This is a genomic window from Streptomyces sp. NBC_01276, assembly GCF_041435355.1.
Classification (GTDB): Bacteria; Actinomycetota; Actinomycetes; order Streptomycetales; family Streptomycetaceae; genus Streptomyces.
The window spans coordinates 1,248,863-1,267,507 of sequence record NZ_CP108442.1 but is presented as its reverse complement, the minus strand read 5'-3'; the positions used below and the strand labels follow the sequence as shown (position 1 = coordinate 1,267,507).

The following is an 18,645-nucleotide window of genomic DNA, read 5'->3' as shown; positions in this document are numbered from 1 at the left end:
CTACGCGAAGGGGACGGGCTGGTGGCAGGCGAACGGCACGGCCACCTCGTACGCCCCGTCCTTCAGCCGCACCAGCGCACCGCAGCCGAAGCTGTCCTTCTGGCCCTTGGGCTCCGACCGGTCGCCGACCAGGGTCCCCGTGTCGGAGAAGCCCCGGGCGGCCGCCTGGAAGGACTCCACGGTGAGGTCGCGGCCCGCCTTCGCCGCGATGGACAGGAACAGGTCGGCCGACATGTACCCGGTCAGCATGTGCATGTTCAGCGGTACGTCCTGTCCGTTCGCCGCCGCCTTGACGTCGGCCTTGAACCGCTCCATCTTCGGGTCCGCGGACTCGAAGGGCTGGAACTGGAGCAGCACGTAGACCCCGTCGAGGGCCTGCCTGGTGGCGTCCTTGGCGAGGAGCCCCGGGTCGTAGTCCGTGGGATCGGTGAGCACGCCCCGGTAGTCGGCCCGCTTGAGCGCGGTGAACAACCCGATGTTGCTGGGGGTCTGCATGACGGAGACCACGGCGTCCGGGGCCTTCCCGTCGGGGCCCGCCAGGAGCTCCTTGACGTAGGCCGACCAGTCGCTGGGCACGGCCGTGGCCGGTACGGAGGCCTTGGCGTAGGACACCGTGAACCCGGCGGCGGTGAAGCCCTGCCGGAAGGTGCGGATGCCGAACTTCCCGGCGTCGCTGTCGTTGGCGATGATCGCGACCGACTTGCCCCCGGCCCCGCCGAGCACCCGGCCGATGCCCTCGGGCCAGGTCTGGTTGAGGGTGCCGCCGGGGGAGGGGACCAGGCAGCCGTTGAACCCGTAGACGTACTCCGGCCCGCAGAAGGACGGCAGGGTGCCCCAGCCGAAGGTGGGGACCTTCTCCTTTTCCAGGAAGTCGGCGCCGGAGAAGGTCACCGAGCTCATCGGGGACACCGCGAAGACCTTGTCCTGCTGGACCAGCTTGCGGGCGGCCGCCAGGTTCTTCCCCGGGTCCTGGCCGTCGTCCTCCGCGCCGATGTAGTCGATCCTGCGCCCGGCGACTCCGCCCTCGGCGTTCGCTCTCAGGAACCGGGCCCTGGCCCCGAGGTCGGTGTCCTTCTTGCTGTAGCCGCTCGCGCTGGTCATCGACACGATGCCGCCGACCTTGACGGAGTCCGCGCCCACCCCGCGCGTGTTCCCGGTCCGGCCTCCCGGCCCGTCGGGAGCGGGGCCGTGGGAGGCGGAGGCGGAGTTGCAGGCGGAGACGAACGCGAGGGCGGCCGCTGCGGCGGCCAGGGCGCGGACGGTTCGCGACATGGTGAGGATCCCCTCCGGTAGGAATCCCCGCATTCTGTGCGCGACCTGACGGACCGTCAATATCGGTGACCCGATGAAGTGACGATCCATCAGCTCGACTCGTGGAGGTTCGCCGCGCAGCGCTCCCGGGAAGCCCGTTCAGGACGGGTACAGCTCCGCGACCTCCCGCGCGTACGCCTTCTCGATCGCCCGCCGCTTCAGCTTCAGCGACGGCGTCAGCAGCCCGCGCTCCTCCGTGAACTGCCCCGGCAGCACCCGGAAGGCCCGGATCCCCTCGGCCTGCGAGACCAGCGTGTTGGCGGCCACCACCGCCCGCCGCACCTCCGCCGCCAGCTCCGGGTCACCCACCAATTGCTCCGCGGGCCGCTGCGGCAGCCCGCGCATCGACAGCCAGTGCGCCATCCCCTCCACGTCCAGGGTCACCAGCGCCGCGATGAACGGCCGGTCGTTGCCCACCAGCACGCACTGCGACACCAGCGGATGCGACCGCACCCGCTCCTCCAGCACGGTCGGCGCCACGCTCTTGCCGTTGGAGGTCACCAGGATCTCCTTCTTCCGCCCGGTGATCGTCAGGTACCCGTCCCGGTCGAGGCGCCCCAGGTCCCCGGTCGCCAGCCAGCCGCCGCGCAGCACCTCCTCCGTGGCCCGGGGATCGTTCAGGTACCCCGAGAAGACGTGATCGCCGCGCAGCCACACCTCCCCGTCGTCGGCGATGTGCACCGTGCTGCCCGGGATCGGCCGCCCCACCGTCCCGTACTTCGTCGCCCCCGGCGGATTCGCCGTGGCGGCGGCGCAGGACTCGGTCAGCCCGTACCCCTCGAACACCGTGATCCCGGCGCCGTCGAAGAACAGCCCCAGCCGGCGTGACATCGCCGACCCGCCCGACATCGCGTGCCGGACCCGGCCGCCCAGCGCCTCGCGCACCTTCCCGTACACCAGCTTCTCGAAGAGCTGGTGCTCCATCCGCAGCCCCGTCGACGGCCCCGGCCCGGTGCCGAACGCCTTCTGCTCGCGCGCCTCCGCGTACCGCACCGCCGTCTCCACCGCCCGGTCGAAGGGACCCCGGCGCCCCTCCGCCTCCGCCTTGCGGCGGGCCGCCGCGAACACCTTCTCGAAGACGTACGGGACCCCCAGCACGAAGGTCGGCCGGAAGGCCGCGAGGTCCGGCAGCAGTTCGGCGGCGGCGAGCACCGGCTGGTGCCCCAGCTTGACCCGGGCCCGTACGGCGGCCACCTCCACCATCCGCCCGAAGACGTGGGCCAGCGGCAGGAAGAGCAGCGTCGACGGCTGCTCGCCCGGTCCGGCCCGGAACACCGACTCCCAGCGGTCCACCAGGGTGTCCGCCTCGAACATGAAGTTCGCGTGGGTGAGCACGCAGCCCTTGGGCCGGCCCGTGGTCCCCGAGGTGTAGATGACGGTGGCGACCGCGTCCGGGGTCACGGCCCGGCGGTGACGGTGCACCACGTCCCCGTCCACCGACCGGCCCGCCTCCACCAGCTCCCCGACCGCCCCCGCGTCGAGCTGCCACAGCAGGCGCAGCCCCGGCAGCCGCTCGATCACCGAGCCGACCGTCATGGCCTGGTCCTCGTCCTCCACGACGCAGCCGGCGCAGCCGGAGTCGTAGAGGATCCAGTGCACCTGGTCCGCCGAGGACGTCGGGTAGACGGGGACGGGCTGGGCGCCGATCGCCCACAGGGCGAAGTCGAACAGGGTCCACTCGTAGCGGGTACGGGACATCACGGCGACCCGGTCCCCGAAACCGATCCCCTGCGCCAGCAGCCCCTTGGCGAGCGCCAGCACCTCGGCGGCCAGCTCCCCGGAGGTCACGTCCCGCCAGACGCCGTCCACCTTGCGCCCGAGCACCACCCGTTCGGGCTCCTCCCCGGCGTACTGGAAGACGCAGTCGGCCAGTCCGCCGACCGCAGGGCCCGTGACCACGGGTGGAACGCCGAACTCGCGCAACATTCCGCTCCTCTCCTGCCGAGCGCCGCGACGCTACCCCACCGGCCCGGGGCACCGGCACCCCCGCGGAAACCTCCACAAGATCCCCCCGGGCCCGCGTGCCCCCACGGCCCTGGTCGGGGCGCGTACGTCGCCCGGACGGGTGAGCCGGTCCGCTGTCCGGTCCCGCCCCGCGGGATGTCGCCCGGATACCGGGCCCCGTCCCGTGATCGGCTGCCGGGCGGCCCTTCCGTCCACTCCGACAGGTGGTTCCAGATGAACCGTCCCCGCCTCCTCGCCACGGCCTTCCCGACCCTGCTCGCGGCGGCGCTCTGCGGTGCCGCGGCGAGCCCGCCCGCGTCGGCCGCGGCCGCCGTGTCCGCGGCGCCCGCCGTGTCCGCCGCGCCCGCTGTGTCCGCCGCGTCTGCCGTGCCCACCGTCAGGCCGCCCGTACCGCACTGCCTGGCCCCGGACGGCGTCGACATCAACAAGCTCTTCCACATCAAGCAGCGGATCATCGGCCCCTCGGCCTGCCGGGTCGCCTTCGCCGGGGAGCCCTGGGTCAGGGTCGTGCCGAGTTGGACGACCGCCGCGGACGCCCGGACCGCCGTCTATCCGGAGGGCTACCGGCCGCTCCGCCCCGGGATCGCCCCCGTCGAGGACTTCAACGCCAAGTTCGAGAGCGCCACCTACGTGCAGGACCGGGGCACCCCGCGGGAGAAGACCTTCACCTTCAGGAAGAAGGACGTCCTGCGCACCGGCTTCGTCGGCGACGACGGACTCCCCTTCACGGGGATCGCCTCACCGCCCTTCAAGGCGCTCCCCGTCGGTGCGCACACCTCCACCGTGTTGATCACCCTCAAGGCCGAGCACTGCGACGGCCTCGGAAACGTCCGCGAGGACAACTGCCTGCCGGCGGGCACCAGCCTGTACACCGGGGACACCCCCTTCGAGGTCCAGCCCCGCCCCCGTGACCTCCAGGCCCGCGAGGGGCTGCCCGGATAGCCCCCGGAACCCCGCCCCGCCCCGTCCCGGAACTACGCCGGCCGGCTCAGGCGGTCGCCGCCCGCCAGGACCGCGGCCGCCAGCGCCTCCGCCGCCGGGGTGGGGCGCCGCCCCTGGAGCAGGGCGAACTCCACCGGCCCCAGCTCCGGCAGCCCGCCCACCCGTACCAGCCCCGGCGGGATCAGCCCCCGGGTGTGCGCCATCACCCCGAGCCCGGCACGGGCCGCCGCGATCAGACCGCTGAGGCTGCCGCTCGTACACGCGATCCGCCACGCACGCCCGTCCCGCTCCAGCACCTCCAGGGCCCGCGCCCGGGTGATGCCCGGCGGCGGGAACACGATCAGCGGCACCGGACGCTCCGGGTCCACGCGCGCCCCCTCCGCCCCGATCCACACCATCCGGTCCCGCCACACCAGCCGGCCCCGCTCGTCCCCCGGCCCGCGCCGCTTGGCCAGGACCAGGTCGAGGCGCCCCGCGTCCAGCCGCTCGTGCAGGATCCCCGAGAGCTCGACCGACAGCTCCAGGTCCACTTCCGGATGCTCGTGCCGGAACCCCTCCAGGATCTCGGGGAGCCGGGTCAGCACGAAGTCCTCCGACGCCCCGAACCGCAGCCGCCCCCGCAACCGCGTCCCGGTGAAGAAGGCAGCCGCCCGCTCGTGCGCCTCCAGGATGGTCCGCGCGAAGCCCAGGAGCGCCTCGCCGTCCTCCGTGAGCCCGACGCTGTGGGTGTCCCGGACGAACAGCGTCCGCCCCGTCGCCCCCTCCAGCCGCCGCACGTGCTGGCTGACCGTGGACTGCCGCACGCCGAGCCGGGCGGCGGCCTGCGTGAAGCTGAGCGTCTGGGCCACCGTGAGGAAGGTCCGCAGCTGAACGGGGTCGTACATGGAACCAGCCTATTGCGCTTCGTGATGACAGTCAGTGCAGTGTGCGTGTTTCCCGATGACCGCGCACCCGCGAGCATGAACGGACGACCCCCTCTGCTTCCAGCTCCCTCCCGCGGCCCTCCGCCCCGACCCACAGCGAGTGAACACCGACCATGCGACGCCGTCCCCGCCTCCCCGCCCGGCTGCCCCTGGACCCGTACGTACTGGCCCTGCTCGCCACCGTGGGCCTCGCCGCGCTGCTCCCGGCCCGGGGCGCGGCCGCCACCGTCGCCGACGGCGCCTCCACCGGCGCCGTCGCCCTGCTCTTCTTCCTCTACGGGGCCCGGCTCTCCACCCGCGAGGCCCTCGACGGGCTGCGCCACTGGCGCCTCCACGTCACCGTGCTGGCCTGCACCTTCGTGCTCTTCCCGCTCCTCGGCCTGGCCGCCCGCGGCCTCGTCCCCACCCTGCTGACCCAGCCTCTGTACAGCGGCCTGCTCTTCCTCTGCCTGGTCCCCTCGACCGTCCAGTCCTCCATCGCCTTCACCTCCATCGCCCGGGGCAACGTCCCCGCCGCGATCTGCGCCGGCTCCTTCTCCAGCCTCGCCGGCATCGTCCTCACCCCCCTCCTCGCCGCCGGCCTGCTCGGCGCCGACGCGGGAGGCTTCTCCCCGGACTCCCTCCTCAAGATCGTCGTCCAGCTGCTGCTGCCCTTCCTCCTCGGCCAGGCCCTGCGCCGCTGGGTGGGCGGCTTCCTGGTCCGCCACAAGAGGGTGCTCGGCTACGTCGACCGGGGCTCGATCCTGCTCGTCGTCTACGCCGCCTTCAGCGCGGGCATGGCCGCCGGAGTCTGGCACCGCGTCAGCCTCCCGAGGCTCGGCGCGCTGCTGGCGGTGGAGGCCGTACTCCTCGCCGTGATGCTCCTCGTCACCTGGTACGGGGCCGGACGCCTCGGATTCGGCCGCGAGGACCGGATCGCGATCCAGTTCGCCGGGTCGAAGAAGAGCCTCGCCGCCGGACTCCCCATGGCCAGCGTCCTGTTCGGCGCCCAGGCCGCGCTCGCGGTGCTGCCGCTGATGCTCTTCCACCAGATGCAGCTGATGGTCTGCGCGGTCCTGGCCCGGCGCCGCTCCCGGGACCCGGGGGCCCCGGGAGCGAACTCCCCCCGGGGTGTGTGGCGGAGGTCTCGCCCCTGGCCCAACACCCGGCCCCGCAGGGCCGGTAACGTGCGGCGGTGACCTGGATACGCCCGCTCGCCGCCCATGCCCCGCGCCCCTGCACCCTGGTGGTCTGCCGCGGCTGCTGCTGCGGGGACCCCCGCAAGAACCCCGGTTCCGACCACGCCGGCCAGCTCGCCCGGCTGCGGGAGGCCGCCGCCGCGTCCGGGGGCCGGCTGGCGGTCCGTACCAGCGACTGCCTCGGACCGTGCGCGCAGGCCAACGTGATCGTGGTCCAGCCCACCAGCGAGGCCCGGAGCCGGGGCGCCCGGGCCGTCTGGTTCGGCTGGGCCCTCGACGACACCGCCACGGACGAGATCATCGACTGGGCCCGGTCCGGCGGTCCCGGCAGCACCCCGGTCCCCGCCACCCTGGACCTGCACCGCATCGACCCCCCGGCCCCGAAGGAGCCCACCACCCCGCGCCGGGGCCGCCGGCGCTAGCGCCGGCGGCCGCCGCAGCGGCCTCCGTGGTCCTGGGGCCGGGCGCCCCTACGCGGGTCCGGCGGGCAGGACGATGCGGTGGTCGCCCGCGTAGATGTTCATGTCCGGGCCCCGCAGGAAGCCCACCAGGGTCAGGCCGGACTCCAGGGCCAGGTCCACCGCCAGCGAGGACGGCGCCGAAACCGCCGCCAGCACCGGGATCCCGGCCATGACGGCCTTCTGCGCGAGCTCGAAGGAGGCCCGGCCCGACACCAGGAGCACCGCACCGGCCAGCGGCAGCCGTCCCGCCTGCAGGGCCCGCCCGATGATCTTGTCCACGGCGTTGTGCCGGCCCACGTCCTCCCGTACGTCGAGCAGCTCTCCGTCCGCCGAGAACAGCCCGGCCGCGTGCAGCCCGCCCGTGCGGTCGAAGACCTTCTGCGCCGCGCGCAGCCGGTCCGGCAGCTCGCCGAGGAGGCCGGCCGTCACCCGTACCGGGTCGGCGGCGAGCCCCGGGAAACGGGTCGCCGTACGGACCGCGTCCAGGCTGGCCTTGCCGCACAGACCGCAGGAGGAGGTGGTGTAGACGTTCCGCTCCAGCGTGATGTCGGGCACCGGCACTCCGCGGGCCAGCTGCACGTTGACCACGTTGTAGGTGTTGGAACCGTCCTCGGTCGCACCCTCGCAGTAGGTGACGGCCTGGACGTCCGAGGCGTGCGCGACCACGCCCTCACTGGCGAGGAAGCCCACCGCCAGCGCGAAGTCGTCACCCGGGGTGCGCATCGTGATGGCCAGCGGCTTGCCGTTGAGCCGGATCTCCAGCGGCTCCTCCGCGACCAGCGTGTCGGGGCGCGCCCCGACGGCCCCGCCCCGGATCCGTACGACCCGGCGCCGCTCGGTGACCCGTCCCATGGCGATCAGCCACCCGTTCCGTACTCGTCGTGCTCTTGACGAGGACATTCTCGCGGATTCGCGGCCCACGGGGCTCCCGGCAGGAAGTTGCTCGGAATTCTCCAAATTCCGGTGCAGGAATCCTGTCGGGTCACACGCACCCGTACCCACCGGTAGCAGGCGAAGCTGGGTAATTCCTGACCGCCGTACAGAGGGGGACCCCGCCCATGACCGGTTCACGCGTGGTGGCGCTAGGGCACTACCAGCCCGCGAAAGTGCTCACCAACGAGGACCTCGCGGCCATGGTCGACACCAACGACGAGTGGATCCGGTCGCGCGTCGGCATCCGGACCCGGCACGTCGCGGGTCCCGAGGAGCCCGTGGACGAGCTGGCCTACCAGGCCGCCGGCAAGGCCCTCGCGAACGCCGGTCTGATCCCGGACGACGTCGACCTCGTTCTGGTGGCCACCTCCACCGCCATCGACCGTTCCCCCAACATGGCCGCGCGGGTCGCCGCGAAGCTGGGCATGGGCGGGGCGCCCGCGGTGATGGACATCAACGTCGTGTGCTCGGGCTTCACCCACGCCCTGGCCACCGCCGACCACGCGATCCGGGCCGGCGCCGCGACCCGCGCCCTGGTCATCGGCGCCGACAAGATGACCGAGATCACCGACTACGCCGACCGCACCACCTGCGTGCTGACCGGCGACGGCGCGGGCGCGGCCGTCGTCGAGGCCAGCGCGGAGCCGGGCATCGGCCCCGTCCTGTGGGGCTCGGTGCCGGAGATGGGCCACGCCGTGCGCATCGAGGGCTCCCCGCCCGTCTTCGCGCAGGAGGGCCAGTCCGTCTACCGCTGGACCACCAGCCAGCTCCCGCCGCTCGCCCGCAAGGTCTGCGAAAAGGCCGGGATCACCCCCGAGGACCTGGCGGGGGTCGTCCTGCACCAGGCGAACCTGCGGATCATCGAGCCGCTCGCCGCCAGGATCGGCGCCGTGAACGCCGTGGTCGCACGCGACGTCGTCGACTCCGGCAACACCTCGGCGGCCAGCATCCCGATGGCCCTCTCCAAACTGGTCCAGCGGGGCGAGATCCCCTCCGGCGCCCCGGTCCTGCTCTTCGGCTTCGGCGGCAACCTCTCCTACGCCGGCCAGGTCATCCACTGCCCCTAGGGGGTGTCTGACGGATGTCCGTGGGGAAGGAGCGGCGTCCGGTGCGTGCTCTCGGCGTGCCGACCGGAAGCCCGCGTACTGGACGTACTTGGGCTTTCGGTCGGTGCGGCGAGAGTGCGTGCCGGGCGTCGCGACGCCGCGGATATCCGTCAGACACCCCCTAGCCGCGGCGCACCCGTACGCACACGCGAGGCCCGCCCCGCCCGGGGCGGGCCTCGCGCGCACCCGCCCCGCACGGCGACGGGCCGGGCCGCGCGCAACCACCGAGACGCCCCGTCTCGCCACCCCCGCCCACGCATGCCCGCAGGTCAGCGCGGCGCGTCTGCCGTTCCGCCGCCCGGATAAGTGGTCGGAACCCCGCCGATCCTTTGCTATTGTTGTCCATGTCGCCGCGGGAAACCGGGGCCGACCACCTAGTCCGGGTGGCGGAATGGCAGACGCGCTAGCTTGAGGTGCTAGTGCCCTTTATCGGGCGTGGGGGTTCAAGTCCCCCCTCGGACACCAGCAGGAACCCCACTCCGGTGGGGTTCTTTTGTGTTTCCGGGCGACGGCGCGGCCAATCCCGCGAAGAACCCGCGGCCAACCCCGCGATCGATCCCGCCGACGCCGAAGCGCAGACGCCCGCACCGGCGGGAGGGCGCGCGATCCAGGAGGGAAAGCCCTGGTCAGCAGTGCTCTCAGCGCTTGATAAGGTGGTCCGTGTCGCTGCGGGGATCACCCTGCGGAGGCATCACCCGGTCCGGGTGGCGGAATGGCAGACGCGCTAGCTTGAGGTGCTAGTGCCCTTTATCGGGCGTGGGGGTTCAAGTCCCCCCTCGGACACCGTGGTCGGACGACCTGAAAGAGCCGGCCAGAGCGACGCGACGTCGCTCTGGCCGGCTCTTTCGTCTGTGGTGAACCGGTCGGCTGCGGCCGGGCGTTTGGACTGGTCACCCGCGTGCCCACGCCGGGCCGCACCCGGCTGCGGTCAGTCGCCCTCCGGCGGCCAGGTCGTGCGGTCGCGGACGTGGTCGAATTCCGCCAGTTCGTCGGCCAGGACATCGAAATGGCGGAGCGGGGCCCACAAACCGCGCTCACCGATGACGTAGAGGCGGCGCTTGGCACGGCTCGCGGCGACGTTGAGCAGATGCGGGGTGCGCGCCGCCCACGCGCGGGCTCCGGGGCGGCCACCGCCGAGCACGAGGATGACGACGTCGGCTTCCTTGCCCTGTGCCCGGTGGACGGTGGCGCAGCGTTCGTCGAGGAGCTCGGCGGTCCAGCCTTCACGGCCGGCGCAGACCCTCTTGCACTCGGCGACGAGGGCCCGGAACGGGGCGATGACGCGTAGGCGCTCGACACCCACCCCGTGCCGGTCCAAGAGGTCGAGGACGAATTCGAAGGCACGGCGGTCGCGTTCGCCCCACGGGGCGTCGGCCGGGCGGGCGGGGTCATCGGTGTTCAGCCAGCGGCTGGGCAGCAGACCGTCCCGTTCCCCGTCGGGGAACGCCTGTTGCCCGGTGCCGTAGACCATGAGGCCGCCGTACGCGACCTCATTGCTGACGCTGAACATCGGTTCCTCGCAGCGGCGGTGGACGCGCAACGGTGAACCCACCCAGACGTGCTCGTCGTCCCCGTCGGGGGTCGGCAGGTAGGTGCCGTAGCGGTTGGTCCGGTCGGCCACGGCCTGGGCCGAGGTGGCCGAGGGCAGCCACCGTTCGTCGACGCCGTAGGCGCGCAGCAGCCGGCGCTGCAGAGCCGTGGGCATGGTGACCACGGGCTCCAGCTGGAGCGGATCGCCGACCAGCACGGCACGGCGGGCCCGCCACAGCGCGCCCACGGCGGCCTGCGGGGTGGCCTGCCCGGCCTCGTCGACGAGCAGCCAGCCGATCGACTCCCGGCCGAGGCGCGCGAACATGCTGCCGACGGAGGAGAACGTGGTGGAGACGACGGGGACCAGGAGGAAGAGGGTCTGCCAGGCGTGCTCGACCTCTTCGTCCGGCAGCGGCCCGTTCGTCCCGGCCATCAGCTCCACGAGGACCTGGAGATTGCCCCGGACCTTCTTGGCGGCCCCGGCCACGAAGGCTCGGTGCAGGTCGAGAGCGCGCAGGAACAGGTCACTGCGCGCGGTGGACCACGCCTCGTCGGACCAGGGGGAGCCGAGTTCCTGATCGGCTTCGTCGAGGTGCCGCCAGCCGAGGGGCAGTGAGGGGAGCGTCCGAGCCGCCTGCCTCAGCTCGTGGTGGCGTCCGTCGAGCTCGGTCACGGCGGCCCGAAGATCGTGGCGGACCGCCTCGGCGGCCTGCCGGGCCCGCCGCAGCACGGTGTCCGCCGCGGCCTGCCGGGCGTGCGCGGTCCGTTCGTGTGCGAGGGCCGTGGTGAGGACGGCGGCCGCTTCGTCGACGGTGGTGGCGGCCCAGGAGCTCCGGCCCGCGGCCAGGGACTCGGCGCGTACGGCGGCGGCGACCTGCTCCAGGGAGCTGTCGAGGGAAGCGCGCTGCTGGACGAGCGATCGCGCGAGCTCGGCGTCGGCGCGTTCCTGCCGCGATTCGGCCGCCTGCCGGTCGGCGGAGCTCTGCAGCAGGCGCCGCAGCCCGGCGCGCAGGCCCCGTTCGACGGCAGGTGGAGCGTCCCGGTGGGCAGTGAGCGCGGTGACGTACTCGCGGTGGTGTGCGGCCAGCTCACGGGCGGCCGACAGGTCCGCACGGGCGGCGGCCAGCTCCTGCCGGGCCCGTGGTACGTGCGCGGTGGCCGTTCGGTGTCCGGCCTCGGCCGCGGCGGTGGCATTCCGTGCTGCCCCGGTGGCGGCGGCGGCCCGTTCCAGGGCGGCCGTCGCGGCGGTGACCTGCTGGTCTGCGCGGGGGACGGCGGCTTCCAGGTCCGCGATACGCTGCGCGGCCGCCGGGGACTCGACGGCCGCCAGCGCCGAGGCCAGCCGGGCACGCCCGACACGCAGCCGCTCGACCTCGGCCCGGGCGGTGCGGAAGGCGGCTACGGCGGCGGTCCACGACGGCACGGGCTCGGCGGGCCCGGCCGCGGCGTCCCGGTCCGCCGGGGCGGAGGGGCGGCTGCCGGGCGCGGTCCTCGGCGGGATCCAGTCGCTCAGGACGAACTGCATGCCGCGCAGCGGTGGCAGCCCCGCCGCGGACCGGGCGTCGGCCTCCTTCTTGGGCAGCCGCCCCCACCAGAACCGGTCGCCGAACTCCTTGCGGTTGGTCTTGTTGCCGAGCACCGCCGCGACCAACCCCCACGCGGGGCCGCCGAGGAGGGCGGAGGCGAGGTCGGAGAAATGGTCGGGGCCGCCGTGCCAGTGCTCACCGAGCGCGCCGATGCCGGGCAGTTCGGCGGTGATGTTCTCGACCGCGCCGTTGTTGGAGGAGGCGACCACGATCTCGAACCCGGTCAGCCGGGGGTCGAGCCGCGACACGAACCGCGCGTGCCTGCCCTGGCGGTCCTTACCCCGCCACGCCGGACCGGTGAATGCCTGTCCGGGCCGGTCGAACGTGGCCAGCACCGCCGCCCGCTCGACCACCAGTGCGGCGACCAGGTCGCGCAACATCGTCGTCTTGCCCGTGCCGGGCGGGCCGTTCACGGAGAACAGCCCGCCCTCGGTGCCCGCGCGGTCGGCGAGCATCCGGTCGACCGCGAACTGCTGGCTCAGCGCGAGCGGGCGATCCGCCGGTGCGGGCCACCGCCCGGCCGGAACCAGCTCCGGATCCACCCCGGCCAGGACGGCTCCGCGCTCCCGGCGCACATCGGTCCGCATCCCCGCGGCAACGGCATCGTGCTCGGACAGATACGCGCCCAGAGCCGGTCCGATCCCCTTGCCGACAGCTTCGGCCACGCGCGCGAGGTCGGGAGGGAGCAGGCTGTTCAGGAAAGGCGCCGCCGCGGCCGCCTTCGCCCGGGGGTCCCGAGGCCGGGGGACCAGCCTGCTCCGTACCCGGACCACCCGGGGCCGCAGACGGTCCTGCACCCCGCACAGGTCGGCGATCTGCGCGGTCAGGGCGACGAGATCGGCGAACCCGAGCGCACGGGGACCGGAGTCGCCCCCGTACGCCTCGAACACGTCCGCGGAGCCGGCCGGTGCCCGCTCGGGAATGCTCCCGCCATCGTCCGGATGCTCGGATTCCGCTTGGTCCCCGGCAGGTCGGCGGGCCGCGGCCCAGTCGGCGGCGCGGCGCACCAGGGGCTCGGCCGCGCCCTGCAGGGCGGCGCCGGCGACCTCGCCGAACAGGGCCCCGACCGCGCCGACGGCGGCGCCGCCCAGGATCTCGCCGAGCAGGCGCTGCCAGCTCACGCGGTCGGCCCCGGCCGCGGTTCCCGGCCCATGGCCGGAGCCGGGCCGCCGCTCGTACGCCGTGCCGGGGTCGGGGGCGGCGGAGCCGTAGGGGATCGCGGTGGCCGTCAGCTCGTCGATCGCCGCGCCGAACGCCTCGTCGAGGTCCTCGAAGCCGTCCAGCCAACCGGGTGCGGAGGGTCCCGGATCGAAGAGGCGGCCGGTCGCCCAGGCGCAGGCGGAGATCACGGACGTGTCCTCCACCGGTCGCCCCTCATCGTCCACGACCAAGGCGAACATCGCGCTCTGGCCCGGCAGCGTCAGCTCGGACTGCGGCACACCGGGATCCGGATCGGTCCCCGCGGGCAGTACGGCGATCATCGCCTGGCGGAGCAGCTCCAGATCGAAGACCCCGCAGTAGATTTCGTGCCGCCACATCCGGCCGGCCGGTGCACGTCGCGCGCCCGTATCCGGATGGTCGGCGTCCCACGGCAGCTGCGGCGTCACACGTCCGGGCAGCGGCGTCAGGTCGACGACGTACTCGCTCCGCGGCCCGGACCGTGCGGCGGGACGCCGTCGGGGTAATGCCGGGATGCCGGGCGGACCGAACAGCTCGATGGCGCGCCAGCATTCCAGCAGCGCTTCCCGGCGGTGGTCCTGCCCCTGTCGGCTCCGCACTCCCCGCCCCCTGTGACGTGCGCGGCACCCGGCCGCTTCTCTCGCCGATCGGCTGTTGATCGAATCTACCGGACCCCGGCCGACCGGGTCCCGGCAAGCTCGCCGGTCGCTGTCGTGGAGGAGGGATCACATGTGGAGGACCACCAGGCCGTTCGGGGCGGGGAGGGTGCCCGGGGTGACCTGGGTGAAGGTGCGGGGGAGGGCGAGGCGGGGATGGTCGGGGTCCGGTGGGGCGTCGGCCTCGAAGAGGTAGGCCGCCGCCGTCGCGGGGTCGCTGACCAGGTGGGGGCCCTCCGGTGCGGTGGCTCGGGTGAGTGGGGTGCGGAAGAGGCGGCCCAGCAGGCGCAGGGTCTCCGGGGTCATGCGGGTGGCGGAGGCCGGGCCGGGCGGGGTGGCCGGCGCGTGCGGGGCGGCGGAGCGGGCGGGCGGGGGATCCGGAGCGGTCGCGGGGGCGGGAACCGGGGTGGCGTCAGGGGCGGGGTCCGGGGGGATGGCGCCGGACAGGAGGAGGGCCAGGAGGATGGGTACGGCCTTGCGGCGCAGGGCCTCGGTCGCGGAGCGCAGCCGGTGCGCGTGGCTCGCCGGCAGCGAGAGCGCCAGGCTCCCCGCGGCGCCGCCGGTGGCGATCGGCACCGCCGCGCAGACGACCCCGGGGGAGTACTCGCGCAGGTCGAAGACGGGAGCGCCCGGAGCCACCGCGTCCAGGGCGCCGAACAGGGTCCGGCTGTCGGTGATCGTCCGCGCCGTCAGCCGGGCCGGGCGGTGGCGGGCCACGTGGTCGGCCCGGTCCCGGTGGCCCAGCTGGGTCAGCAGGCACTTGCCGACCGCGCTGGCGTGCGCGGCCGCCCGGAAGTCCACCCACTCCCGCACCGGCGGAGCCCCCGGCCCGTCCGCCATCTGGGTGATCCGGACCTCGCCCTCCGCGTACCGGCTGAGGTACACGGCGGCGCCCGCGCTGTCGCGGGCCAGGGCGAGGGTGCGCTGGAGCTGCCCCGCCAGGCCCCTGCCGCCGGGGGCGGCGAGCCGGTCCAGGGCCGGGCCGCGCGCGTACACCCCCGCGCCCGGCCGGTACGCGTACTGCTCCTCGCACAGCATGGCCAGGAGCGGGCGCAGCGCCGCCTCGGTCAGGCCGGAGTCGCGTGCGAGCCGGGCGGTCCGCACCCCCAGGGGGTGCCGCTCCAGGACCCGTACGACGGCCAGTGCGCGCCGTGCCTCCGCCAGGGCCCCGCCCGTGCCGGTCTGGACGACCGTCCCCCGCGCGGCCGACGTCAGCGCGGGGTGCCGCAGCGGGCCGGGTCCGGGGCCGGGCCCGCGCGCCGGGGGCGGGGACGGGGGCGGCGGCAGGAACGCGGCGAGCACCGCGGGCAGCCCCGCCCGGGGCAGCGGCACCGGGCCCAGGTCGGGGTCGTCGGGCTGGTCCACGTAGCGCAGGACGGCCGCCTGGGCGCACAGCCGTACCTCGCGCAGCTCGCGGCGGCCGCCGGGGCGGAATCCCCGCCGCCCCAGCTCCCGTGCCCAGAGCCGGGCGTCGTGGTGTTCGCCGCGGCGGGAGTGGTCGAGGAAGAGGCAGTACGCGGCGGGGGCGGTGCGGGGGCTGCCGGAGCCCGCGGCGAACTGCCACCAGAAGCGGGAGCCCTCGCGCAGCCCCGCGAGGTGCAGCAGACAGCCGAAGACCACCGCCCCGGGCAGGTCGCTGTGCCGGCCGTCGGTGAAGCGCCCGAGGTCGTGCGCGGCGCGCGGGTCGCAGACCACGGCGAGGCAGGCGGCCTTGAGGTCCCGGCGCGCCCGTTCGGCGTCGAGGGGGCAGTCCCGGGCCGGGTCGCTCCACCCGAAGGGGCGGCGCCGGTTCCTGACCGTCGCCGCGGTCGCGCCGGGGGCGCGCGGGGCGCGCAGCAGCCGGGACTCGGCCGCGCCGAGGTCGTAGTGCGGGTAGCGGTCGCGCACGCCCGCCCGTGCCAGGAACTCGGCCAGCGCGCGCGGGGATCCCGCGGGGGCGCCGTCGGCGTCGGTCCCGCGTGGCCTCATGATCCGGCGGACGCGTCGAGGAGCCGGGCGAGGCGGCGGTGGGCCTGGCCGAGCTGGGAGCGGACGGTGGCCTCGTCGACGCCCATCACGGAGGCGGCCTCGCCGGGGGTGCACTGGAGTCCGTAGCGCAGCATCACGGCGTCCCGCTGGCGCTCGGCGAGGCGGGAGACCGCCGAGTAGAAGCGGATGGTGTCGGTGAGCACCTCGTACTGATCGGCGTGGGCCTCCTTGAGGGCCGCCTCGAAGGCGCTGGTGTCCATCGGCTCGGGCCGGTGGTGGCGGGGGTCGCGGCGCCGCTGCCAGTCGACGATCCGCTGCTTGAGGACGGTCCAGGCGTAGGCGTCGAGCCGGTCCATGTGCAGCATGCGGAGCCACTCGTTCATGATCGATTCGAAGGTGGCGTCCACGGCGTCCTCGGCGGCCGTGTCGGAGCCGAGCTGGAGGTACGCGAAGCGCATGTACGCGGGCCGCCGGTTGGCGTGGAAGGCCCAGTACGACAGGCGCGCGGTCGGATCCCACTGGCTCATGGGCGTCGGCTGCCGCCTGCGGCTGGGCAGTCCCACGGCCCCGCCGGACTCCTCCGGTCCGCCATCGCTCACCGTTCCCCACCTCATCCCCTGTGCGGGTCCATGGAAGCAGCGCGGGCGCACTCGGAGGGCGCAGAGAAGAAACCTGGAAATATTACGTTTGGTGATGATCGATTGGTGATCGATATCGACCGATCGGCGGTCCGGCCAGTGCGTACGCATATGCCGGAGCGCGGGGCGGACGTGCGGCGGGCGCCCGCCGCGGACACGGCGTGTGACCATCCCATGATTCACTCGTTTGTCCGACCGTGGCCACAACACCGCGTTCCGGCTCCGGGCAGCCCGGCCGGCCGGCCGAGCCCGTGTCCCCTCCGTACCCGGCGCCGCCCGCGCCCCCGGGGCGGACGGCCCTCGAACGGGCCGAGGCGGTACTCGTCGAGCAGTACCCCCGGCTGGTCCGCCTCGCCTACGTGACCCTCCCGCCCTCCCTGGGCCGGCACACCCGGGTCCTCCTCGCGCATCGCGCCGTCCAGCACGCCCTGCCCCGAGGGCCCGGCGGCCGCGACCCCGGCGGACCGGGCGGCCCCGACAGCCCCGGCGGGCCCGGTCCGGGCCGCCTTCGTCCTGCACCGGATCGACGGACTGCCCGAGGAGGCGGTCGCCCGGGTGCTGGGCGCGGCGGGCGCGGCCGGGTCCGCGGGCGCGGCCGGAGCGGCGGACGCCGTGCGCGAGGCGCTGGCCGTACCCGTGGGGGAAACGCTCCTGCCGGCCCTGCGGAACCCGGAGTTCGACGCCAGCGTGGTCAGCGCCCGCCCCACCGACCTGCTGCGCCGCCGTCGCGGGGTCCGTGCCGGGTGGGCCGCGGCGGCCGTGCCGGCCCTGGTCTACGGGGTCCTCGCGGCCGACTCCTCGCCCCCGCGCACCGAAGCGGCGCCGTCGGCCGGACCGGTCGCCGCCGGGGTGCTCGACCCCGCCCGGCTGGGCAGGGTCCCGGCCGGGGCCTGGGCCGACACCGCCCGCGTGGACTTCACCGCCTGGCCCGCCCGGGGCGCCCGGACCGGCGACCGGGCCCTGCTCACCCGGGCCCTGGGCGCCTGGGCGGCCCGGCCCGGCGGGGTCCGGACGACGGCCGCGCCCGGCACCCCGACCGATCCGCCGGGGCACCCGCCCCAGCTGCTGTACGCCGGGAACGTGCCCGGCGCGGAGCGGGGGACGGGTGTGGCGGCGGGCACGGCGGCGGCGTCGACGGCCGGGGCGACCGCAGCGGAGGCGCCCGGAGGAGCGGCCGCCGTCGCGGGGCCGGGGGACGGGCCCGGCCCCGCGACGGTGGTCGTGGTCCTGCTCGACGGCGACCGCGTGGTGCGCTACACCGAGACCCCGCGCGGCCCGCGCGGCCCGCGCACCCTCGACTTCGCCCGTACCGACGAGGCGGGCGTCACCACCGCGGCCGCCCTCGCCCTGACCCGGGACCGGGCCGGCCCGGCCGCGCGCTACCTGCTCGCGCCCTGGATCGCCACCGCCGCCACCGTCGACCTGCTCCGCGCCGGGGACCCGGCCCGGCCCCTGGCCGTGGCCGCCGACGGGGTCACGGCCCCGGCCGCCGTCCCCCGTGGCACCGGGGCCTGCGACGCCTGGCCCGCGCTCGAACTGACGTCCTCCCGGCGCATCGTCGAGAAGCACTCCTTCGTCCTGGCCGACCTGGGCGGGCTCACCCCCGTCCACCTCACCCACACCCCGCTCCCCGACGGCCCCGCCGCCGTGCCCGCCCGGCAGCCCCGCGAGGCCACCGGCCCGGCCGCCCGCGCCGCCTGGGCTCCGGGCGCCTGCGGGCTGCGCGAGCTGAGCGGCGGCGGCGTCCGGGCCGTGAACGTCTGGGACTTCGCCGAAACCGAACTCCCCGACGGCGCGGGCCGGGCCACCTGGAGCTGTACCCGGGCCTCCGGCTGGGCCGGCCCCGGCGACGTCCTCGTACGGCTGCGCCCGCCCGCCGGGCCCCCTCAGGAGGTGGTCCGGGCGCGGTCCACGGCCGCCTGCGGCCGCTTCGGCCAGCACCTCCTCGTGGGCACCCGGTGGCGTTCCCCAGCGGGCCGCTGGTACCAGCTCGCCGCGGGGAGCCGCGAGGTCGCCGCCCTCACCGCGAGCGGCGCCGTCCGGGCGGAGGCGAACGGCCGCAGCCTGACCGCCCCCGCCGGACCCGAGGGCGCCCCCGTCTCCCTGACGGGCCGGCTCACCGGCGGCGCCCGGATCACCGCCCTCGACGGAGGGGCGGGCGGCCGCGACTGAGGGGCCGCCGGCGGCACCCGGCGGGGGCGGACGCCGCACCCGGAGGGCTCGGAAGCGGCACCCGGCGCGGCCGGGCGGGCGCCGCCCGGCGCGGGGT

11 protein-coding genes, 2 tRNA genes and 1 pseudogene are annotated in these 18,645 nt (G+C 75.1%); 7 read left to right on the top strand and 7 right to left on the bottom strand.

The window, feature by feature from the left end; genetic code table 11:
- Nucleotides 1-1,272 carry an ABC transporter substrate-binding protein gene (locus tag OG295_RS05290; RefSeq protein ID WP_371675785.1) on the bottom strand — a complete coding sequence of 424 codons (1,272 nt, stop codon included), beginning with the start codon at nucleotides 1,270-1,272 and terminating at the stop codon, nucleotides 1-3.
- 138 nt (nucleotides 1,273-1,410) lie between these two features.
- Complete coding sequence (locus OG295_RS05285; RefSeq protein WP_371681114.1) at nucleotides 1,411-3,234, bottom strand: long-chain fatty acid--CoA ligase; 1,824 nt, start codon at nucleotides 3,232-3,234, stop codon at nucleotides 1,411-1,413.
- Between the two features lie 255 nt (nucleotides 3,235-3,489).
- On the opposite strand from OG295_RS05285, the gene OG295_RS05280 reads away from it, so the two are divergent.
- On the top strand, nucleotides 3,490-4,218 hold the full coding sequence (locus OG295_RS05280) for a hypothetical protein (RefSeq protein ID WP_371675784.1): 729 nt from the start codon (nucleotides 3,490-3,492) through the stop codon (nucleotides 4,216-4,218).
- Between the two features lie 32 nt (nucleotides 4,219-4,250).
- Here the strand turns inward: OG295_RS05280 and OG295_RS05275 are convergent, their stop codons facing one another.
- Entirely contained in the window at nucleotides 4,251-5,102 is an 852-nt protein-coding gene (locus OG295_RS05275; RefSeq protein ID WP_371675783.1) for a LysR substrate-binding domain-containing protein, read from the bottom strand.
- 152 nt (nucleotides 5,103-5,254) lie between these two features.
- Between OG295_RS05275 and OG295_RS05270 the strand changes: the two genes are divergently transcribed.
- Entirely contained in the window at nucleotides 5,255-6,319 is a 1,065-nt protein-coding gene (locus tag OG295_RS05270; protein WP_371675782.1) for a bile acid:sodium symporter family protein, read from the top strand.
- Nucleotides 6,316-6,741 carry a (2Fe-2S) ferredoxin domain-containing protein gene (locus OG295_RS05265; RefSeq protein ID WP_266843755.1) on the top strand — a complete coding sequence of 142 codons (426 nt, stop codon included), beginning with the start codon at nucleotides 6,316-6,318 and terminating at the stop codon, nucleotides 6,739-6,741. Before OG295_RS05270 ends, OG295_RS05265 begins: the two co-directional genes overlap by 4 nt.
- A gap of 48 nt (nucleotides 6,742-6,789) precedes the next feature.
- On the opposite strand, the gene fdhD is transcribed toward OG295_RS05265, so the two are convergent.
- Nucleotides 6,790-7,632, bottom strand: coding sequence for a formate dehydrogenase accessory sulfurtransferase FdhD (gene fdhD / locus OG295_RS05260; RefSeq protein WP_371675781.1), 843 nt, complete (start codon nucleotides 7,630-7,632; stop codon nucleotides 6,790-6,792).
- A gap of 206 nt (nucleotides 7,633-7,838) precedes the next feature.
- Here fdhD and OG295_RS05255 point away from each other — a divergent pair, with 206 nt between their 5' ends.
- The 3 genes from OG295_RS05255 (at nucleotide 7,839) to OG295_RS05245 (ending at nucleotide 9,602) form a co-directional block, all read left to right on the top strand.
- Nucleotides 7,839-8,780, top strand: a complete 942-nt coding sequence (locus OG295_RS05255) for a beta-ketoacyl-ACP synthase III (protein WP_266843757.1) — start codon at nucleotides 7,839-7,841, stop codon at nucleotides 8,778-8,780.
- Between the two features lie 416 nt (nucleotides 8,781-9,196).
- Nucleotides 9,197-9,284, top strand: a tRNA-Leu gene (locus OG295_RS05250).
- A 233-nt stretch (nucleotides 9,285-9,517) separates the two neighbouring features.
- Nucleotides 9,518-9,602 (top strand) — tRNA-Leu (locus OG295_RS05245).
- A 145-nt stretch (nucleotides 9,603-9,747) separates the two neighbouring features.
- On the opposite strand, the gene OG295_RS05240 is transcribed toward OG295_RS05245, so the two are convergent.
- The 3 genes and pseudogenes from OG295_RS05240 to OG295_RS05230 all read right to left on the bottom strand — a co-directional run bounded on the left by OG295_RS05240 (nucleotide 9,748) and on the right by OG295_RS05230 (nucleotide 16,337).
- Complete coding sequence (locus OG295_RS05240) at nucleotides 9,748-13,713, bottom strand: AAA domain-containing protein (protein WP_371675780.1); 3,966 nt, start codon at nucleotides 13,711-13,713, stop codon at nucleotides 9,748-9,750.
- 501 nt (nucleotides 13,714-14,214) lie between these two features.
- Nucleotides 14,215-14,934, bottom strand: a pseudogene (locus OG295_RS05235) (IclR family transcriptional regulator C-terminal domain-containing protein); the annotation flags it as partial.
- An 800-nt stretch (nucleotides 14,935-15,734) separates the two neighbouring features.
- On the bottom strand, nucleotides 15,735-16,337 hold the full coding sequence (locus OG295_RS05230; RefSeq protein WP_371675779.1) for an RNA polymerase sigma factor: 603 nt from the start codon (nucleotides 16,335-16,337) through the stop codon (nucleotides 15,735-15,737).
- A gap of 594 nt (nucleotides 16,338-16,931) precedes the next feature.
- Between OG295_RS05230 and OG295_RS05225 the strand changes: the two genes are divergently transcribed.
- Nucleotides 16,932-18,548, top strand: coding sequence for a hypothetical protein (locus tag OG295_RS05225; protein WP_371675778.1), 1,617 nt, complete (start codon nucleotides 16,932-16,934; stop codon nucleotides 18,546-18,548).
- The last annotated feature ends 97 nt before the right edge of the window (nucleotides 18,549-18,645 follow it).

Coding starts and splice junctions, on each gene's coding strand:
- OG295_RS05275 (WP_371675783.1), bottom strand. CDS start 5,102: ATGTACGACCCCGTTCAGCTGCGGACCTTCCTCACGGTGGCCCAGACG.
- OG295_RS05280 (WP_371675784.1), top strand. CDS start 3,490: ATGAACCGTCCCCGCCTCCTCGCCACGGCCTTCCCGACCCTGCTCGCG.
- OG295_RS05270 (WP_371675782.1), top strand. CDS start 5,255: ATGCGACGCCGTCCCCGCCTCCCCGCCCGGCTGCCCCTGGACCCGTAC.
- OG295_RS05290 (WP_371675785.1), bottom strand. CDS start 1,272: ATGTCGCGAACCGTCCGCGCCCTGGCCGCCGCAGCGGCCGCCCTCGCG.
- OG295_RS05255 (WP_266843757.1), top strand. CDS start 7,839: ATGACCGGTTCACGCGTGGTGGCGCTAGGGCACTACCAGCCCGCGAAA.
- fdhD (WP_371675781.1), bottom strand. CDS start 7,632: ATGGGACGGGTCACCGAGCGGCGCCGGGTCGTACGGATCCGGGGCGGG.